Source organism: Mycolicibacter senuensis (genome assembly GCF_002101885.1).
GTDB lineage: Bacteria > Actinomycetota > Actinomycetes > Mycobacteriales > Mycobacteriaceae > Mycobacterium > Mycobacterium senuense.
The window spans coordinates 16,323-35,930 of record NZ_LQPS01000004.1; the positions used below are offsets into that span (position 1 = coordinate 16,323).

Annotated in this window: 12 protein-coding genes and 2 tRNA genes; 8 read left to right on the plus strand and 6 right to left on the minus strand. The window is 68.5% G+C overall.

What is annotated here, in order from left to right; genetic code table 11:
* Window positions 1-25 precede the first annotated feature (25 nt).
* Window positions 26-751 carry an LAGLIDADG family homing endonuclease gene (locus tag AWC24_RS00375; protein ID WP_085081545.1) on the minus strand — a complete coding sequence of 242 codons (726 nt, stop codon included), beginning with the start codon at window positions 749-751 and terminating at the stop codon, window positions 26-28.
* 84 nt (window positions 752-835) lie between these two features.
* Between AWC24_RS00375 and AWC24_RS00380 the strand changes: the two genes are divergently transcribed.
* Together AWC24_RS00380 and AWC24_RS00385 are read left to right on the plus strand one after the other, a co-directional pair.
* A tRNA-Leu gene (locus tag AWC24_RS00380) sits at window positions 836-919 on the plus strand.
* 87 nt (window positions 920-1,006) lie between these two features.
* On the plus strand, window positions 1,007-1,378 hold the full coding sequence (locus AWC24_RS00385) for a DUF732 domain-containing protein (protein WP_085081546.1): 372 nt from the start codon (window positions 1,007-1,009) through the stop codon (window positions 1,376-1,378).
* A 3-nt stretch (window positions 1,379-1,381) separates the two neighbouring features.
* Here the strand turns inward: AWC24_RS00385 and AWC24_RS00390 are convergent, their stop codons facing one another.
* Window positions 1,382-2,668 carry an MFS transporter gene (locus AWC24_RS00390; RefSeq protein WP_407663430.1) on the minus strand — a complete coding sequence of 429 codons (1,287 nt, stop codon included), beginning with the start codon at window positions 2,666-2,668 and terminating at the stop codon, window positions 1,382-1,384.
* Window positions 2,669-2,734: 66 nt separating this feature from the next.
* On the opposite strand from AWC24_RS00390, the gene AWC24_RS00395 reads away from it, so the two are divergent.
* The 4 genes from AWC24_RS00395 (at window position 2,735) to AWC24_RS00410 (ending at window position 14,988) form a co-directional block, all read left to right on the plus strand.
* The gene (locus tag AWC24_RS00395) at window positions 2,735-3,457 is read left to right on the plus strand and encodes a DUF1906 domain-containing protein (RefSeq protein ID WP_085081548.1); all 723 of its coding nucleotides are present in this window, start codon (window positions 2,735-2,737) and stop codon (window positions 3,455-3,457) included.
* Between the two features lie 439 nt (window positions 3,458-3,896).
* Complete coding sequence (locus AWC24_RS00400) at window positions 3,897-13,175, plus strand: type I polyketide synthase (protein ID WP_085081549.1); 9,279 nt, start codon at window positions 3,897-3,899, stop codon at window positions 13,173-13,175.
* Window positions 13,176-13,186: 11 nt separating this feature from the next.
* Window positions 13,187-13,579 (plus strand): holo-ACP synthase AcpS, encoded by a 393-nt coding sequence (acpS, locus tag AWC24_RS00405; RefSeq protein ID WP_085081550.1) that lies wholly within the window; start codon window positions 13,187-13,189, stop codon window positions 13,577-13,579.
* A gap of 83 nt (window positions 13,580-13,662) precedes the next feature.
* Window positions 13,663-14,988: a dipeptidase gene (locus AWC24_RS00410; protein ID WP_085081551.1), complete on the plus strand. Its 1,326-nt coding sequence runs from the start codon at window positions 13,663-13,665 to the stop codon at window positions 14,986-14,988.
* 14 nt (window positions 14,989-15,002) lie between these two features.
* Here AWC24_RS00410 and bcp read toward each other — a convergent pair whose 3' ends face one another.
* Window positions 15,003-15,488 carry a thioredoxin-dependent thiol peroxidase gene (gene bcp, locus AWC24_RS00415; protein WP_085081552.1) on the minus strand — a complete coding sequence of 162 codons (486 nt, stop codon included), beginning with the start codon at window positions 15,486-15,488 and terminating at the stop codon, window positions 15,003-15,005.
* A 96-nt stretch (window positions 15,489-15,584) separates the two neighbouring features.
* Between bcp and AWC24_RS00420 the strand changes: the two genes are divergently transcribed.
* A complete protein-coding gene (locus AWC24_RS00420; protein ID WP_085081553.1) occupies window positions 15,585-15,812 on the plus strand; it encodes a DUF3618 domain-containing protein in 228 nt (75 codons plus the stop codon).
* Window positions 15,813-15,881: 69 nt separating this feature from the next.
* Here AWC24_RS00420 and AWC24_RS00425 read toward each other — a convergent pair whose 3' ends face one another.
* Both AWC24_RS00425 and AWC24_RS00430 read right to left on the minus strand, forming a co-directional pair.
* The gene (locus tag AWC24_RS00425) at window positions 15,882-16,892 is read right to left on the minus strand and encodes a hypothetical protein (RefSeq protein ID WP_085081554.1); all 1,011 of its coding nucleotides are present in this window, start codon (window positions 16,890-16,892) and stop codon (window positions 15,882-15,884) included.
* A gap of 681 nt (window positions 16,893-17,573) precedes the next feature.
* Window positions 17,574-17,646 (minus strand) — tRNA-Lys (locus tag AWC24_RS00430).
* A 154-nt stretch (window positions 17,647-17,800) separates the two neighbouring features.
* Here AWC24_RS00430 and AWC24_RS00435 point away from each other — a divergent pair.
* Window positions 17,801-19,030, plus strand: a complete 1,230-nt coding sequence (locus AWC24_RS00435; protein WP_085081555.1) for a L,D-transpeptidase — start codon at window positions 17,801-17,803, stop codon at window positions 19,028-19,030.
* Window positions 19,031-19,044: 14 nt separating this feature from the next.
* Here the strand turns inward: AWC24_RS00435 and AWC24_RS00440 are convergent.
* The coding region (locus AWC24_RS00440) for a VldE C-terminal domain-containing protein (RefSeq protein WP_234807200.1) at window positions 19,045-19,608 on the minus strand (564 nt) is incomplete at its 5' end.

A 19,608-nucleotide genomic window follows, 5' to 3' on the forward strand; every position in this document is an offset into this window, starting at 1 on the left:
GTACCGCCTGGGGGCGGGAGGGCTGTCAGGTCTTCGGGCCGACGAACTCGTCGAGTCGTGCCGTGGCTGCTTTGCGATACACGGCGATCTGGTACTTGCTGTTTTGAGACCACGGGATTCCGAGATGATCGAGCGCGACGCAGTACAGCCTGCGGATGTCATCGGAGCGGTTGGAGAAGTGGTAGCGGATACTTCGTACGCCACGATCGTTGGCGACGACGCGGCAGCCATCGCTGTCGATCAGGCCGCGGATGAATTCCTCGGTGGCCTGGTTGACGAGGTCTTCCTGCCAAGGCTTCAGCCGGATCGGCCGGTGGTGCTTCTTGCCGGGGCCGTGTTGCGGGAAGAGGCACGGCCAGTGCTCGGAGTACAGGTAGACATCGGTGCAGTTGTCGGGGCGCCGTAGCGCGCCTGCACATTGACCGGGCATCAAGATGTCAATTGCCTGGCGGCAGCGTTTGATGATTTCGGGGTACTTCGAGTCGAGGGTGATCCTCAGGTGCCAGGTCCGAGGTTGACGCGAGATGCAGCCGTCACCAAGGTAGAGGCCCAGGAGATAGCAGTAGACGACGGCAGGCAATGTAGCGAAATCATGTATGTGAGGTTCACCTGCCCGTCGTCGATGCGATGGGTTGTGCCGCCAGCCGCGTATCGTGCTCCGGGGAATGCGGGTCTGACGGGCAATCGCGCAGTCATTCATCCCTGACGCAATGAGGCGCTGCACCATGTTGAACTCGTTGGTTGACCGCATGCGCTTACCTCCCGGACGGTCACACGCTAGGAGGTGCTACCGACAATTTCGTCGTTCCGTAGGCGGGCTAAACTGAGTGCCCTTGCGGGCGTGGCGCAATTGGCTGACGCACCGGCTTTAGGTGCCGGCGCTCGAAAGAGCATGAGGGTTCGAGTCCCTCCGCCCGCACAAAATTCGAACCGGTTTCGCCATGTCGCCGGCGCCTTGCCGGTGCGAGAATGGACGTCATCGTCCTCGCGGGATTGGTGCAGCATCATGAACAGAAAAGCAGTCTTCGTCACCTTCAGCGCGGTGCTGGCCGGTGTCATCGCAAACCCGCCGCCGGCGGCGTTCGCCGACGATCCCAGCAATGAGGACCAGGTGTTCTTCGCCGAACTGGAACACGAGGGACTTCACCCCGACTACGCCAAGCAGATCTGCGGCAGTGCCAAGTGCGAGTCGCTGCGTGATCTGCTGGTGCAAGAAGGCCATGCGGTCTGTTCGGCGTTGAGCGGCGCGCCGCGGCTGGTGCCGATCTCGGTGATCGCGCACCTGCAGGTGACACCCGCAGAAGCGCACGGCGTCATCACCGCGGCCCGGCACGCCTATTGCCCGCAATCGCCGGACCCGTACACCAAGACTGCGTGAGCCTCACGGCTCGCCGGCAACAATCCTCGCCTGCGCCTCACCGAGGGCCCCGGAGTCGCGGGCTTTGCGGGCATTGACCACCACGCCCACCGCGGCCAGCGCCCAGATGACGTACTGCACGGTCCAGGCCACCCGGAAGGCCGAGAACGAATAGCCGCCGGCCAGCGCGATGACGACCCCCATCACCTGCATGATCACCAGCGTGGCGATGAAGCCGCCGGTGTTGACCATGCCCTGCGCGGTGCCCAACGCCGCCGGCGGGTTGTAGGTGCGGGCGAAGTCGAATGCCAGGATCGACACCGGCTGGCCCGCCGAGATCACCACCACCAGCAACGCCAGCAACCAGTGCGGTGCAGGGGAGGGCAGGGCCAGCAGCACGGTCCAGGTGCAGGCCATCAGCGCGATCATCGCCAGCACCAGACCCGCCCGATGCTGGGGCCACCGTGCCGAAAGTGTCCCGGCCAGCAGCCCGACCACGACGAACGTGGCCACCGACAGCGTCAGAAACCCGCCCGCCATGGCGCGCGAAAGACCTTGTGCGGTAGTCAGGTACGGCACTCCCCACATCAGCGCAAAGACGCTGGCCGAAAACGGGGTGCCCACATGGGTGAAGAAGCCCAGCTTGGTGCCCGGCCGTGACCAGACCGTCTTGATCTCACCGAACGCAGTCCGAAACGTCCGCGGCTGCATGGCGACCGCAGCTCCCTGCGGCGTATCCCGGCACAGGGCGAGGGTCAGCGCGACGGCCAGCACGCCCAGGCCGGCTGCCGACAGGTAAGCCGCTGTCCAACCGTGATGCAGCAGAATCGCCAGGAACGGCACCGCCGAGAGCAACTGCCCGAGCTGGCCGCAGATCCCGGTCAGCTGGGTCAGCAATGGGACGCGTTCCGGGGCAAACCAATTGGGCAGCAGTCTGATGACCGAGATGAACACGAAGGCGTCACCCAACCCGACGACGCCGTACGCTCCGATCGCGATCGGCAGCGAATGGATCAGCGCCAGTGTCAACTGAGCGGCGGAGATCACCGCGACGCCGGTGGCGATCATCGCCTTGGAGCCGAAGCGGTCCAGCAGCACCCCGGCCGGAATCTGCATCGACGCGTAAACGACGAGCTGCAGGATCACGAACGACGACAGCGTGCTGGGGCCGGCGCTGAACCGTTCGGCGGCATCGAGCCCCGACACCCCGAAGGTGGTGCGGTCCAGCACGGCCACCACGTAGGCCAGCAGCCCGGCGCCCCACACGATCCAGGGACGCCATGAGCGACCGACATTCCGCACCTGTGTCACCCGGCCATCCTGCCCTGTGGCGGTGAGACGTCCGTGATCGACGGGTGCTGCCGTATCGTTTGGCGGGTGTTGGTTTCTCGGCGCGACGTGCTCAAATTCGCCGCGGCCGCCCCGGCCGCGATCGGTTTCGGCGCCACCGCCTCGGCAGTGTCGGCGACCACGGCCCGGGCCGAGCCGTTGGGCATCCTGCTGGACTACTCGGCCGGCGTCCTGACCGCCGAAGAGATCCGGGCGGCCGGTGCCGTGGGCGCCATCCGCTACGTCTCGGATCGCCGGCCGGGCGCCGACTGGATGCTCGGCAAGCCGATCCAGCCGGCCGAGGCGCACGATCTGCACCAGAACGGCCTCGCGATCGTCTCCTGCTATCAGTACGGCAAACAGGCGACCGCCGACTGGCTGGGTGGTCAGGAGGCCGGCGTCGACCACGCCCAACGCGGCGCGCACCTGCATGCCGCGGCGGGCGGTCCCGACGACGCACCGATCTACGCGTCCATCGACGACGACCCGTCCTACGAGCAGTACACCGCGCAGGTGGCCCCCTACCTTCGCGGGTGGGAATCGGTGATCGGGCGGCAGCGCACCGGGGTGTACGCCAACTCCAAGACCATCGAGTGGGCGGTCCAGGACGGTCTGGGTTCCTACTTCTGGCAGCACAACTGGGGCTCGCCGGGCGGCATCGCGCACCCGACGGCCAACCTGCATCAGGTCGAGGTGGACGCCCGCAAGGTCGGCGACATCGGTGTCGACATCAATCAGATTCTGACGCCCCGGTTCGGTCAGTGGGCCTGACCCGCGCCGGGGCGATGGGGTGCGCGCTGGGCAGGCCGCGGCCGAGTGCCGGGTGGCGTGGATCACGGTGCCGGGTGGACAGTGCGACAGCGGCTGCCCACGACACCTGTCGCGGCCGGATTCGAACATAACGATTAGATAACAATGCAGCCTTGATCAGCGCTGTTGTGGCTACTCGACCGTAACCCCGCGCATGCAGGACGTTTGGTCCCCGGCGATCGAAGCGCCGTCGGAGCGCGTGATATCCGCAGGTGGGTTACCCGGGCGTAGAACTCACGAGTAACCAATTAGCTGCAGAAACGGCACAGGTTCTTATGACACTCTTACTGCTGTAGCGCGGCCGCGACGACGCGAGAGCCCGCTGCCCGACCGGGGCCAAGCCGGTCATGCCGGCAGGCACGACAAAGACGCGATGTTCCAGAGCAGGGAGATATCTAACGTGACGATTCACGAACATGACCGGGTGTCCGCTGACGGGACCGGCTCGGGACCGTTCGCCAACGCCTCGTCCGCCCTGGTGGATCGTCTGACGGCCGGTGAGCCGTATGCGGTCGCCTTCGGCGGTCAGGGCGCCGCCTGGCTGGAGTCTCTCGAGGAGTTGGTCTCCTCTGCCGGCATCGAGACCGAGTTGGCCACGCTGGCCGGTGAGGCCGACCTGCTGCTGGAGCCGGTCGCCAAGGAACTCGTCGTGGTCCGGCCGATCGGCTTCGAGCCCCTGCAGTGGGTGCGTGCGCTGGCCGCCGAGGACCCGATCCCGTCGGCCAAGCAGCTGACCTCGGCTGCGGTGTCGGTGCCGGGTGTGTTGCTCACCCAGATCGCTGCGGTGCGGGCGCTGGAACGCCAGGGCCTGGACCTGACGGCCGCCCCGCCGGTCGCCACCGCCGGCCACTCGCAGGGCGTGCTGGCCGTCGAGTCGCTGAAAGCCGGCGGCACCGCAGACGTCCGACTGCTCGCGATCGCCCAGCTGGTGGGGGCCGCCGGAACGTTGGTGGCCCGCCGTCGCGGCATCTCCATCCTGGGGGACCGCTCGCCGATGGTGTCCGTCAACAACGCCGACCCGGAACGCATCCACGAACTGCTGGAAGAGTTCGCCACCGATGTGCGCACCGTGCTGCCCCCGGTGCTGTCCATCCGCAACGGCCGGCGGGCCGTCGTCATCACCGGCACCCCCGAGCAGCTGTCGCGGTTCGAGCTGTACTGCGAGCAGATCGCCGACAAGGAGGCCGCCGAGCGCAAGAACAAGCTGCGCGGCGGCGCGGTCTTCGCGCCGGTTTTCGAGCCGGTGCAGGTCGAGGTCGGATTCCACTCGCCGCGGTTGTCCGACGGGATCGAGATCGTCGGTCGGTGGGCCGCCCAGATCGGCTTCGACGCCGACGGCGTCGCGCTGGCGCGTTCGATGGCCAAGTCGATCCTGGTGGACCAGGTCGACTGGGTGGACGAGATCACCGCGCTGCACGACGCGGGCGCGCGCTGGATTCTGGACCTGGGTCCCGGCGACATCCTGACCCGGCTGACCGCACCGGTGATCCGCGGCCTGGGCATCGGGATCGTCCCGGTGGCCACCCGCGGCGGGCAGCGCAACCTGTTCACCATCGGCGCCGTTCCCGAGGTGGCTCGGCCGTGGACGAGTTACGCCCCGTCGGTGGTGCAGCTTCCGGACGGCCGGATCAAGCTCGACACCAAGTTCACCCGGCTGACCGGCCGGTCGCCGATCCTGCTGGCCGGCATGACGCCGACCACCGTCGACGCCAAGATCGTGGCCGCGGCCGCCAACGCCGGGCACTGGTCGGAGCTGGCCGGCGGCGGGCAGGTCACCGAGGAGATCTTCAACGACCGGGTCGCCGAGCTGACCACGCTGCTCGAGCCGGGCCGCACCGTCCAGTTCAACTCGCTGTTCCTCGACCCCTACCTGTGGAAGCTGCAGGTCGGCGGTAAGCGGTTGGTGCAGAAGGCCCGTCAGTCGGGCGCTCCGTTCGACGGATTGGTGATCAGCGCCGGCATCCCGGAACTCGAGGAAGCCGTCGAGCTGATCGGCGAGCTCAACGAGGCGGGCATCAGCCACGTGGTGTTCAAGCCCGGCACCGTCGAGCAGATCCGGTCGGTGATCCGCATCGCCGCCGAGGTGCCCACCACCCCGGTGATCGCGCACGTCGAGGGTGGCCGTGCCGGTGGCCACCACTCCTGGGAGGACCTCGACGACCTGCTGCTGGCGACCTACTCCGAGCTGCGTTCGCAACCCAACATCACGCTCTGTGTGGGCGGTGGAATCGGCACCCCCGAGGGAGCCGCCGAATACCTGTCCGGGCGCTGGTCACAGGCCCACGGTTTCCCGCTGATGCCCGTCGACGGCATCCTGGTGGGCACCGCGGCGATGGCCACCAAGGAGGCCACCACCTCGCCGGCGGTCAAGCAGATGCTGGTCGACACCACCGGCACCGACCAGTGGATCGGCGCTGGAAAAGCCCAGGGCGGCATGGCCTCCTCCCGCAGCCAGCTCGGTGCCGACATCCACGAGATCGACAACGTCGCCTCGCGGTGCGGCCGGCTGCTCGACGAGGTCGCCGGTGACGGCGACGCGGTCGCAGCACGGCGTGACGAGATCATCGCCGCGCTGGCCGACACCGCCAAGCCCTACTTCGGCGACGTCACCGAGATGACGTATGCACAGTGGCTGCGCCGGTACGTGGAGCTGGCGATCGGCGACGGCGACTCGACCGCTGACACCGCGTCGCCGGACAGCCCCTGGCTGGCCGACACCTGGCGGGAGCGGTTCGGCTCGATGCTGCAGCGCGCCGAAGCCCGGCTCAACGAGGTCGAATCCGGCCCGATCGAGACGCTGTTCGTCGATTCCGAAGAGGGACAGGCGATCCTGGAGACTCCGGCAGCGGCCATCGCCGCGCTGGTGGCCCGTTACCCCGACGCCGAGACCGTCGTGCTGCACCCGGCCGACGCGCCGTTCTTCACCCAGCTGTGCAAGACCCCGGGCAAGCCGGTCAACTTCGTGCCGGTGGTCGACAAGGACGTGCGCCGCTGGTGGCGCAGTGACTCGCTGTGGCAGGCGCACGACGGCCGCTACACCGCCGAGCAGGTCTGCATCATCCCCGGCATCACCGCCGTGGCCGGTATCACCCGGGTCGACGAACCGGTCGGCGAACTGCTGGACCGCTTCGAGCAGGCGGCGATCGACCAGGTGCTGGCCGCGAACGACGGGACGCCGCCGCGCCCGGTGACCGCGCGCCGCCAGGGCCGCCTCGACGTGACCGGCCCACTGGCCGTGCTGCTCGACGCTCCCGACGTGCTGTGGGCGGGCCGTACCGCCACCAACCCGGTGCACCGGATCGGTGCCTCCGACGAGTGGCAGGTACAGGAGAATCGGACGGCCACCCATCCGACGACCGGGGCACGTCTCGAGGTCAGTTCGGCGGGCACCGCCGAAGACCATGTGGTGCTCAGCGTGCCGCTGTCCGGCGTCTGGATCACCATCCGCTTCACCGTGCCGGCCGCTGTGGTCGACGGCGCCACCCCGCTGGTCGCCACCGACGACGCCGCCGCGGCCATGCGCGCGGTGCTGGCCATCGCCGCCGGAGTCGACGGACCCGACATGTTGCCGCCGGTGGTCGACGGCGCCGCAACCGTGACGGTGGAGTGGAACCCCGAGCAGGTCGCCGACCACACCGGGGTGACCGCCACCTTCGGCGCACCGCTGGCGCCGGGACTGTCCACCGTGCCCGACGCGCTGGTCGGCCGGTGCTGGCCCGCGGTGTTCGCCGCCATCGGCGCGGCGACCACCGTCGCCGGGTTCCCCGTCGTCGAGGGGCTGCTGAGCCTGGTGCACCTGGACCACGCGGCCCGGCTGCTCGCCGCGCTGCCCGGTGCCCCGGCCGAATTGACGGTCACCGCAACGGCTTCCGCAGCCACCGACACCGAGGTCGGACGGGTCGTCCCGGTCTCGGTCACGGTCGCCGCGGCCGACGGGACGGTGCTGGCCACCCTCGAGGAGCGGTTCGCGATCCGCGGGCGCACCGGTGCCGCGGAACTGACCGACCCGGTCCGGGCCGGCGGCGCGGTCTCCGACAACGCCACCGACACCCCGCGGCGTCGCCGTCGCGACGTCACGGTCACCGCCCCGGTCGATATGCGGCCGTTCGCGGTGGTCTCCGGGGACCACAACCCGATCCACACCGACCGGGCCGCTGCGCTACTGGCTGGCCTCGCGGGGCCCAATGGTGAGGGGGGCCCGATCGTGCACGGCATGTGGCTCTCGGCCGCGGCCCAGCACGTGGTGACGGCCACCGACGGCCAGGCCCGCCCGCCGGCCCGACTGGTCGGCTGGACCGCGCGCTTCTTGGGCATGGTCAAGCCCGGCGACGACGTCGACTTCCGGGTCGACCGGGTCGGAATCGACCTGGGCGCAGAGGTTCTGGAGGTCAGCGCACGGATCGGTTCGGATCTGGTGATGTCGGCGACCGCTCGGCTGACCGCGCCCAAGACCGTCTATGCGTTCCCGGGGCAGGGCATCCAGCACAAGGGCATGGGCATGGAGGTCCGGGCGCGCTCCAAGGCCGCGCGCAAGGTGTGGGACTCCGCGGACAAGTTCACCCGCGAGACTCTGGGCTTCTCGGTGCTGCACGTGGTGCGCGACAACCCGACGTCCCTGATCGCCTCCGGCGTGCACTACCAGCACCCCGAGGGCGTGCTGTACCTGACGCAGTTCACCCAGGTGGCGATGGCCACGGTGGCGGCCGCGCAGGTCGCCGAGATGCGCGAGCAGGGTGCGTTCGTCGAAGGCGCGATCGCCTGCGGTCACTCGGTCGGCGAGTACACCGCGCTGGCCTGCGTCAGCGGTGTCTACGAGCTCGAGGCGCTGCTGGAGGTGGTGTTCCACCGCGGCTCGAAGATGCACGACATCGTGCCGCGCGACGCCATGGGGCGTTCCAACTACCGGTTGGCCGCCATCCGGCCCTCGCAGATCGACCTCGACGACGCCGACGTCACCGCGTTCGTCGCTGAGATCGCCGAGCGCACCGGGGAATTCCTGCAGATCGTGAACTTCAACCTGCGCGGTTCGCAGTACGCGATCGCCGGCACGGTCGCCGGCTTGGAGGCCCTCGAGGAAGAGGTGGAGCGGCGACGCGAGATCTCCGGCGGTAAGCGGTCCTTCATCCTGGTCCCCGGTATCGACGTGCCGTTCCACTCCAGCGTGCTGCGCATCGGGGTGGATGACTTCCGTCGTTCGCTGGAGCGGGTCATGCCGCGCGACCAGGACCCCGGCCTGATCATCGGCCGCTACATCCCCAACCTGGTGCCCAAGCCGTTTTCGCTGGATCGTGAGTTCATTCAGGAGATCCGCGACCTGGTGCCGGCCGAGCCGCTGGACGAGGTGCTCGCCGACTACGACACCTGGCGTAACGAGAAGCCTGCCGAATTGTGCCGCAAGATCGTGATCGAGCTGCTGGCCTGGCAGTTCGCCAGCCCGGTGCGCTGGATCGAAACCCAGGACCTGCTGTTCATCGAGGACGCCGCCGGCGGTCTGGGCGTGGAGCGGTTCGTCGAGATCGGGGTGAAGTCGGCCCCGACCGTGGCCGGGCTGGCCACCAACACCCTCAAGCTGCCCGAGTACGCCCACAGCACAGTGGAAGTGCTCAACGCCGAACGGGACGCTGCGGTGCTGTTCGCCACCGACACCGACCCCGAGCCGGAGCCCGAAGAAGAGGAAGCGCCGGTTGAGGCTTCCGCAGCGGCCGCTCCGACCGAGGCGGCCCCGGCGCCCGCGGCGCCGGCCGCGCCCTCGGGTGGCCCGCGCCCCGAGGACATCGGCTTCGACGCCGCCGACGCCACGCTGGCACTGATCGCATTGAGCGCCAAGATGCGTATCGATCAGATCGAGGCGCTGGACTCCATCGAGTCGATCACCGACGGGGCGTCCTCCCGGCGTAACCAGTTGCTGGTGGACCTCGGTTCGGAGCTGAACCTGGGCGCCATCGACGGGGCCGCCGAGGCCGACCTGTCCGGCCTGAAATCACAGGTGACCAAGCTGGCGCGCACCTACAAGCCCTACGGCCCGGTGCTGACCGATGCGATCAACGACCAGCTCCGCACCGTCCTCGGACCGTCCGGCAAGCGGCCCGCCGCCATCGCCGAACGGGTCAAGAAGACCTGGGAGCTCGGCGACGGCTGGGCCAAGCACGTCACCGTCGAGGTGGCGCTGGGCACCCGCGAAGGCAGCAGCGTGCGGGGCGGCGCCCTGGGCGGCCTGCACGAGGGCGCGCTGGCCGATGCGGCCGCGGTCGACAAGGCCGTGGACGCCGCCGTCGCCGCCGTCGCCGCCCGGCGCGGTGTGGCGGTGAGCTTGCCGTCGGCCGGCGGTGGTGGCGGTGCGACGGTCGATGCCGCCGCGCTGGGGGAGTTCACCGAGCAGATCACCGGCCGCGACGGCGTGCTCGCCTCGGCGGCCCGGCTGGTGCTGGGGCAACTCGGTCTCAGCGACGATATGGCCGCGGTGCCGGCCGGCGCCACCGACGGCGAGCTGATCGACCTGGTCAGCGCCGAGCTGGGGTCGGACTGGCCGCGGCTGGTGGCACCGGTGTTCGACGGGCGCAAGGCGGTGCTGTTCGACGACCGCTGGGCCAGCGCCCGTGAGGACCTGGTCAAGCTGTGGCTGACCGACGAGGGCGACATCGACGCCGACTGGCCGCGGCTCGCCGAGCGCTTCGAAGGCACCGGCCACGTCGTCGCCACCCAGGCGACCTGGTGGCAGGGCAAGGCGCTGGCGGCGGGACGGCAGATTCACGCCTCGCTGTTCGCCCGCATCGCCGCGGGCGCGGAGAACCCCGGCAAGGGCCACTACGCCGACGAGGTCGCGGTGGTGACCGGTGCGTCGAAGGGCTCGATCGCCGCGTCGGTGGTCGGACAACTACTCGACGGCGGTGCGACCGTCATCGCGACCACGTCGCGGCTCGACGACAACCGGCTGGGCTTCTACCGCGATCTCTACCGCGACCACGCCCGGTTCGGTGCGGCGCTGTGGGTGGTACCGGCCAACATGGCCTCCTACGCCGACATCGACGCCCTCGTCGAATGGGTCGGCACCGAGCAGTCCGAAAGCCTTGGGCCGCAGTCGATTCACCTCAAAGACGCGCAGACCCCAACACTGCTGTTCCCGTTCGCCGCGCCGCGCGTGGCCGGGGACCTGTCGGAGGCCGGTGCGCGTGCCGAGATGGAGATGAAGGTGCTGCTGTGGGCGGTGCAGCGGCTGATCGGCGGCCTGTCGAAGATCGGCGCCGAACGCGACATCGCCTCCCGGCTGCACGTGGTGCTGCCCGGCTCGCCCAACCGCGGCATGTTCGGCGGTGACGGCGCCTACGGTGAGGCCAAGGCCGCGCTGGACGCGGTGGTGGCGCGCTGGAAGGCCGAGTCGTCGTGGGCATCCCGGGTCAGCCTGGCGCACGCGCTGATCGGCTGGACCCGCGGCACCGGTCTGATGGGCCACAACGACGTCATCGTCGACGCGGTCGAGGAAGCCGGCGTCACCACCTACTCGACCGAGCAGATGGCGGCGATGCTGCTGGGGCTGTGCGACGTCGAGTCCAAGGTTGCCGCGGCTCACGAACCGATCGAGGCGGACCTGACCGGTGGACTGGGCGAGGCGGACCTGGACATGGCCGAGCTGGCCGCCAAGGCCCGCGAGGAGATGACTGCCGAGGCGTCAGCGGAGGACGACGCGGACACCGCCGCGAACATCATTGCGGCACTGCCGAGCCCGCCGCGCGGCTACACCCCCGCGCCGCCGCCGGTCTGGGACGACCTCGACGTCGACCCGGCCGACCTGGTGGTCATCGTCGGCGGCGCCGAACTCGGGCCGCTGGGCTCGTCGCGCACCCGTTTCGAGATGGAGGTCTCCGGTGAACTGTCGGCGGCCGGGGTGCTGGAGTTGGCCTGGACCACCGGACTGATCAAATGGGAGGACGACCCGATCCCCGGCTGGTACGACACCGAAACCGGTGAGCTCGTTGACGAATCGGAGCTCGTCGAGCGCTACCACGACACCGTGGTGGAAAGGGTGGGGGTTCGCGAATTCGTCGATGACGGCGCGATCGACCCCGACCACGCCTCGCCGCTGCTGGTCAGTGTGTTCCTGGACAAGGACTTCTCGTTCGTGGTCTCCAGCGAGGCCGACGCGCGGGCGTTCGTCGAGTTCGACCCCGAGCACACCGTGGTACGCCCGGTGCCGGACTCGTCCGACTGGCAGGTGACCCGCAAGGCGGGCACCGAGATCCGGGTCCCGCGCAAGAGCAAGCTGTCGCGCACCGTGGGCGCGCAGATCCCGACCGGGTTCGACCCGACGGTGTGGGGGATCAGCCAGGACATGGCCACCTCCATCGACCGGGTGGCGCTGTGGAACATCGTGGCCACCGTGGACGCGTTCCTCTCGGCCGGCTTCACCCCGACCGAGCTGATGCGGTGGGTGCACCCGAGCCTGGTGGCCAGCACGCAGGGCACCGGTATGGGCGGCATGACCTCGATGCAGACCATGTACCACGGCAACCTGCTGGGACGGTCCAAGCCCAACGACATCCTGCAGGAAGTACTGCCCAACGTCGTTGCCGCGCACGTGGTTCAGAGCTACGTCGGGTCCTACGGCGCGATGATCCACCCGGTGGCCGCCTGTGCCACCGCGGCGGTGTCGGTCGAGGAGGGCGTCGACAAGATCCGGTTGGGCAAGGCCGAACTGGTGGTCACCGGCGGCTACGACGACCTGACCCTGGAAGCGATCATCGGTTTCGGTGACATGGCGGCCACCGCCGACACCGAGATGATGCGCGCCAAGGGCATCAGCGACTCGAAGTTCTCCCGCGCCAACGACCGCCGGCGGCTGGGCTTCGTCGAGGCCCAAGGTGGGGGCACCATCCTGCTGGCCCGCGGCGACCTGGCGGCCAAGATGGGCCTGCCGGTGCAGGCGGTGGTCGCCTACGCGCAGAGCTTCGCCGACGGCGTGCACACCTCGATCCCGGCTCCGGGCCTGGGTGCACTCGGTGCCGGCCGGGGCGGCCGGGACTCGATGCTGGCCCGCTCGCTGGCCAAGCTCGGTGTCGGGCCCGACGACGTCGCGGTGGTCTCCAAGCACGACACCTCGACGTTGGCCAATGACCCCAACGAGACCGAGCTGCACGAGCGGCTGGCCGACTCGATGGGGCGCTCCGACGGTGCTCCGCTGTTCGTGATCAGCCAGAAGAGCCTGACCGGGCACGCCAAGGGCGGTGCGGCGGTCTTCCAGCTGATGGGCCTGTGCCAGGTGCTGCGCGACGGGGTCATCCCGCCCAACCGCAGCCTGGACTGCGTCGATGACGAGCTGGCCACCGCCGGGCACTTCGTGTGGGTGCGTGAGCCGCTGCACCTCGGGGAGAAGTTCCCACTCAAGGCAGGGCTGGTCACCAGCCTCGGGTTCGGTCACGTCTCCGGTCTGGTCGCGCTGGTGCATCCGGCGGCGTTCCTGGCCGCGCTCGACCCGGGCCAGCGCCAGGCGTACCTGCAGCAGGCCTCCGGCCGGGTGCTCGACGGTCAGCGGCGGCTCGCCTCGGCGATCGCCGGCGGCCGTCCGATGTACGAGCGGCCCGCGGACCGCCGGTTCGACGACGACACGTCGGAGAAGCGCCAGGAGTCGGCGATGCTGCTCAACCCGGCGGCACGGCTCGGCGACGGCGACGTCTACATCGGATAGCGTTAGCTGCCGTGGCAATCGTTGGTGTCGGGATCGACCTTGTCTCGATCCCGGACTTCGCCGAGCAGGTCGATCAGCCGGGAACGGTCTTCGCCGAGACGTTCACCCCGGGTGAGCGCCGCGACGCCTCGGACAAGAGTTCGTCGGCGGCGCGGCACCTGGCCGCCCGCTGGGCGGCCAAGGAGGCGGTGATCAAGGCTTGGTCGGGGTCGCGGTTCGCCCAGAAACCGGTGCTGCCGGAGGCGATTCACCGCGACATCGAGGTGGTGACGGACATGTGGGGGCGGCCCAAGGTGCGGTTGTCCGGTGAGATCGCCCGCCACCTGGCGGACGTGACGATCCACGTGTCGCTCACCCACGAGGCGGACACCGCCGCCGCCGTCGCCATCCTGGAGACCGATTAACCTTGGCGCGAGCGTGCGTATCCCCGGTCGACACGCCGGGCTGATTCCCGTTTTTGCGCACGCTCGCGCAAAGAGGTGAGGGCATGAATGAACTGATTCAACGGGTGCGCGAGGTACTGCCGTCGGTGCGAGCCGACCTGGAGGACCTGGTGCGCATCGAATCGGTGTGGGCCGACCCGGCGCGGCGTCCCGAGGTACACCGCAGCGCGCAACTGACCGCAGATCTGCTGAGCCAGGCGGGTTTTCCGGAGGTGCGAATCGTCGCCGAGGGTGGCGCACCGGCCGTCATCGCCCGCTACCCGGCGCCCGAAGGCGCGCCTACCGTGCTGCTCTACGCCCACCATGACGTGCAGCCCGAAGGCGACGCCGGTCAGTGGACCTCGCCGCCGTTCGAACCGACCGAACGCGATGGCCGGCTCTACGGGCGCGGCAGCGCCGACGACAAGGCCGGCATCGCAACACATCTGGCGGCATTCCGGGCGCACGACGGCCGACCGCCCGTCGGGGTGACGGTCTTCGTCGAGGGTGAGGAGGAGTCGGGCTCGCCGTCGCTGGGGGCGCTGCTCGCCGCGCACCGCGACGCGCTCCGTGCCGATGTGATCGTCATCGCCGACTCCGACAACTGGAGCACCGAGGTTCCGGCGCTGACGGTGTCACTGCGCGGGTTGGCCGACTGCGTGGTGGAGGTCGCCACCTTGGACCACGGCCTGCATTCGGGGTTGTGGGGCGGGGTGGTGCCTGACGCACTGAGCGTACTGGTGCGACTGCTGGCAAGCCTGCACGACGACGACGGCAACGTCGCGGTTGCGGGACTTCACGAAAGCGTTGCCGCATCAGTCGATTACCCGCCGGAGCGGGTTCGGACCGACACCGGCATGCTCGACGGCGTTGCCGAGATCGGCTCAGGCTCGGTGCCGCAGCGGTTGTGGGCCAAACCGGCGATCACCGTCATCGGTATCGACACCACCGGCGTTGCCGCATCGTCGAACACCCTGATTCCGCGGGCGCGCGCCAAGATCAGCATGCGAGTGGCCCCCGGCGGTGACGCTGCACAGCACCTGGACGCGCTGAAATCCCATCTGGAACAACACGTCCCGTGGGGCGCGCAGCTGACCGTCATCCCCGGTGATGTCGGCCAGCCGTATGCCATCGACGCCACCGGACCGGTGTACGAGGCCGCCAGGGCCGCTTTCCGGAAGGCCTGGGGCGCCGATCCGGTCGCCATGGGTATGGGCGGTTCGATCCCGTTCATCGCGGAGTTCGCCGCCGCCTACCCGCAGGCCACCATCCTGGTTACCGGGGTGGAAGATCCGGGAACGCAGGCGCACAGCATCAACGAGAGTCTGCACCTGGGAGTGCTGGAGCGCGCCGCGACCGCCGAGGCGCTGCTGCTGGCGAAGCTGGGCTGACGCGAGGTGGGCGGCTAGATCGACAAGTCCCGCCGCAGTTTGGCCACATGACCGGTGGCGCGCACGTTGTACTGCGCGACGGCGATCTTGCCCTGCTCGTCGACGACGAACGTCGAACGGATGACGCCCTGCACGGTCTTGCCGTACATCTTCTTCTCACCGAACGCGCCCCAGGCCGCCAGCACGGTGCGGTCCGGGTCGGACAGCAGCGGAAAAGTCAGTCCTTCGGCGTCGCGGAACTTGGCCAGCTTGGCGGGCTTGTCCGGGGAGATGCCGACGACGTCGAGCCCGGCATCGCCGAAGTCACGGAGGTTGTCCCGGAAGTCGCAGGCCTGCTTGGTGCAGCCGGGGGTCGAGGCCGCCGGGTAGAAGTAGACGACGACCCGGCGTCCCCGGTAGTCGGCCAGTGACACGGTGTTGCCGTCGGCGTCGGGAAGGCTGAACGCGGGCGCTTGGTCGCCGGGCGCCAGGCGTACGGACTCGGTCGCTCGGTCCTCCACTGAAAGCCCCTTTCTGCTCGCCGGAGCGTGAGATTCCGCCCGGCTGCTCTAGGGTAGTTCGGCAGGGCCAGCATCGGGCGGACAGGGAGGACGACAGTGGCGGAACGCGATCCCGACACGATCAAGAAGGACATCGACGCCGCGCGCGAGCAGCTGGCGTCGACGGTCGACATCCTCGCCGATCGGGCCAACCCCCGCCACTTGGCCGAGCGCGCCAAGACGCGTGCGGTCGAGATCGTCACCAAACCCGCGGTGATGGCCTCGCTGGCCGGTGTCGGCGGCCTGCTTGTCGTACTGGCGATCCGCCGGATTCGCAACCGCTGAGCCCAGCGGCGCTAAAGCAAAACGGCCGGGAAGGATCAAGTCCGTCCCGGCCGTCGTGCACCGCAACCGTCAGGCGCCCCAGATACTGCCGTCGAACAGGCTTGACAGGAAGTCCCCATCAAACACGTCGGCTCCGGCTTCCCCAGGGTCAGGAACGTCCACGGCGTTGACCGGCAGATGCGCGGTGCCCACCGTGATCGCCTCGGCCGCCCGTCCCGCCCACTCGTTCGTCATCAGGTCGACGATGCCACCTTCGGTGAGCAGACCCGTGAAGTGGTTACCGGTCTCGTCCACGATGTACCCGTTGAGATAGCTGTTCAGCACGTCAGCGGGCAGGTTGAACAGCGCCTCCAGGTCGCCGCCAGCTGCTGCGCCGAGGTTCTCGAACAGCTGGTACAGGGCACCGATCGTCGGCGCCATCAGCGCATCGCTGGCCTGCTTGATAAAGGCCCAACCAACGAGGGGGCCGATGAACTCGTTCAGCAGGCTGGACTGGTTCATCGCCTCCAGGGCGGGGATGGACAGCACCGGACCCAGGGCTTTGCCTGCCTCCTCGATGCCGTACAGCAGCCAGATGTTCACGTAGTTGAAGGCCTCGAAGTTGTTTTCGCTCCCGCTGATCTGGCTCATCAGCTCTTCCAACCCCGGGTACTTGAAGTGGCCTTCGGCCATTGCCTGGCCGCCGTCCCCGTTGACCAAGAGGTCGATCGCACGTTCGATGCCGGCGAAGCCCGAGGTGATGGTCCGTCCATCTGGGAGGTCCTGGGGACGCATGTCCAGCGGGACGGTTTCCATGCCCGTGATCAGCTGAAGGTAGTCGCTCTGGTTGCTGGCGTACTGGTCCAGCAGCGCGTTGACGTTGGAGTTCTCCGTCAGCGCGGCGATACTCTCACTGGTCCGCTCGAACAGTGATTCCCAGCTCGTCAACTGCACAGCGTGGTGCCGGAAGTCCTGCAGGGCCGGTGCAATCGGGTTGACGGCGATCAGGCCCGCTCCCGCTAAGGCGATTCCGGCGGCCGCGATCCGGGTCGCGTGCCCGGTACTGCGCCTGGTCGTATCGAGATGTAGGACGAACTCCACGGCTAGCTCCTTGTCAATTTGCTGTACGGTACCCAAGAGTTTGGGTACAGAATCCTGCGAGCCTGAGGATAACCGCGTTCCATAGGGAAAGCTAACCTAACTCTAAAAACGCTGTGTGAACATTAGGTATGTCCGAGGTACTGCCTTGGCGCACGCCCAGTGGTCAGCCGCTCAGTTGGCCGGAGCAAACCCGCGGCAGCGACGCCGGAGCCCTCGCCCCGACCCCCGGCGAGTGCGAAGGCCAGGGAGGCGGCGGCTCGGGACCGCGTTATTCACGCCCCTGCGCAACAGCGAATGAGAAGGCCAGCGAATACACGTACCGTTCAGGTTGTGGCCCCGGCCTGAGGCGAGTGTGAGGCAAGGAGCGGCTACGTCCGCGTTGGCGGGTGCTTGCTCCTCGGGGACCACCCGTCCGGGATCTGAACATCCCGCCGCGCGAGAGTTCGCCTCAGGTGGCTTGGCGAAACGACGCCAGTCTCTTGTTCCGCGGAGGGCTTCCTGGCCCCAGGGCAACGAGAGGGCGATCTGGGCGGTCATCCACGGCAACACCATGGCAACATCTGAACCGAGAGGTCGGCCAATGGCCTGCCGGAGCGCCGTGTGGATAACGCGGCACGTCACTTCTGGCCTGAATGCGTACACCTGCGGGTGCACCAGAAATACGAAATGCCTTCTGAGCTGTGCGCCGTCAGGGTTTCGAACCCCGGACCCGCTGATTAAGAGTCAGCTGCTCTACCAACTGAGCTAACGGCGCTGGGCGGTCACGACCGCGAGGACGACAATAACAGGCGCCGCACCGTCAGGAAAAATCCACCTGCACGGGGCCGGGATTGCACGGCTGAGCAGGACACCCGATTACCCACTAGACTGCGTGCGAGCAGTTTGAGCTGGGTCAGGTGGGAAAAAGTATGGGGCAGGTTCGTTCGACACAGCGCTGCCGGGGGTATCGGTCCCGGCTGGCGGCAGTGCTGATGGTGCCGGTTGCCGTGTTGGGGCTGAGCGCCTGCGGCGGCAATGCCGACGCGGAGGCGGCGAAGATCATCGCCGACAAGGGCACCCCGTTCGCCGATCTGCTGGTGCCCAAGGTCACCGCGTCGGTCACCGACAAGGCGGTCGGTGTGGCCGTGGACGCACCTGTGACGGTGACCGCCGAAGACGGCGTGCTCGATTCGGTCACCATGGTCAACGAATATGGTGCGGTGGTCGACGGCAAGCTCAGCCCCGACGGGTTGACCTGGTCGACGACCGAGCCGCTCGGTTACAACAAGCGCTACACGATGAACGCCAAATCGCTGGGACTGGGCGGGGTGACCAGCCGGCAGATGACGTTCCAGACCCATTCGCCGCAGAACCTGGCCATGCCGTATGTCATGCCCCGCGACGGCGAGGTGGTCGGCGTCGGTCAACCGGTGGCCATCCGGTTCGACGAGAACATCGCTGACCGTGTGGCGGCCGAAAAGGCGATCAAGATCACCACCGATCCCCCGGTGGCGGGCGCGTTCTACTGGCTGAACAACCGCGAAGTGCGTTGGCGCCCGCAGTCTTTCTGGAGGCCCGGGACCAGGATCGACGTGGCGGTCAACACCTACGGCGTGGATCTGGGCAACGGCGTGTTCGGCCAGGACGACGCCTCGAGTCACTTCGTCATCGGCGACGAGGTCATCACGACCATCGATGACAACACCAAGTCGATGGTGGTGCGCGTCAACGGTGAGATCGTCAAGACCATGCCGGTGTCGATGGGCAAGGACAGCACGCCGACGAACAACGGCACCTACATCGTCGGCGAACGTTTCCCGCACATCGTGATGGATTCCTCGACCTACGGGGTGCCGGTCAACTCACCCAACGGCTATCGCACCGATGTGGACTGGGCCACGCAGATCTCCTACAGCGGGATCTTCGTGCACTCGGCGCCGTGGTCGGTGGGCGCCCAGGGCTACTCCAACGCCAGCCACGGCTGCATCAACGTCAGTCCCAGCAACGCATTGTGGTTCTACGACCACGTCAAGCGTGGCGACGTCGTGCAGATCAGCAATACGAGCGGGCCGCTGCTGCCCGGCACCGAGGGCCTCGGCGACTGGAATGTGCCCTGGTCGCAATGGGAAGCCGGCAACGCGCAGGATCCGGTTCGCTGACGTCCTAGCGGGCGTCAGGCGGGGGCCGGTTCGCCTTCTTCGCGCAGGTACTCCTCGCCGCCGTTGGGGTATCCGCCGCCGAACGTGGTGATGTGCACGTGGTCGTAGTGACCGTTGCCTCCACCGCTGGGCCCGGCGGGCGTGTAGTAGGTGCCGCGCCAGATCGCGTCCTGCAGCGCGAACCGACCGGCGTTCCGCAGTGCGTAGGCCACGATCTCGTCTCCGAGGGCGATACCCTCCGCGCTGCCGGCGTTGGGGATCATGATGTCGATCGCAAGACCCGACGGGTGCCAGCGCTGCCCGTCCGGCCGAACGCCGATCATATTGTGCACCTGCGGGAACGCCTCGCTGATGCTGCGTGAGACGAGGATCGTCTTGACCTGCATGCCGCGCTCATTGGCGATGCCGGGCGGCAGCGCCTGTGGGGCCGGCATGGACCAGTTGGTCACCAGGTCGGGCGCCGGCGGCCCCCAGTCTTGGGGCGGGGGCGGCGGAGCGCCTTCGAACGGCGGGGGAGGTCCCATCTCCGCCGGCGGAGGTGGCGCGTCGTCGGGAGGCGGTGGGGCGCCGTCTTCGGG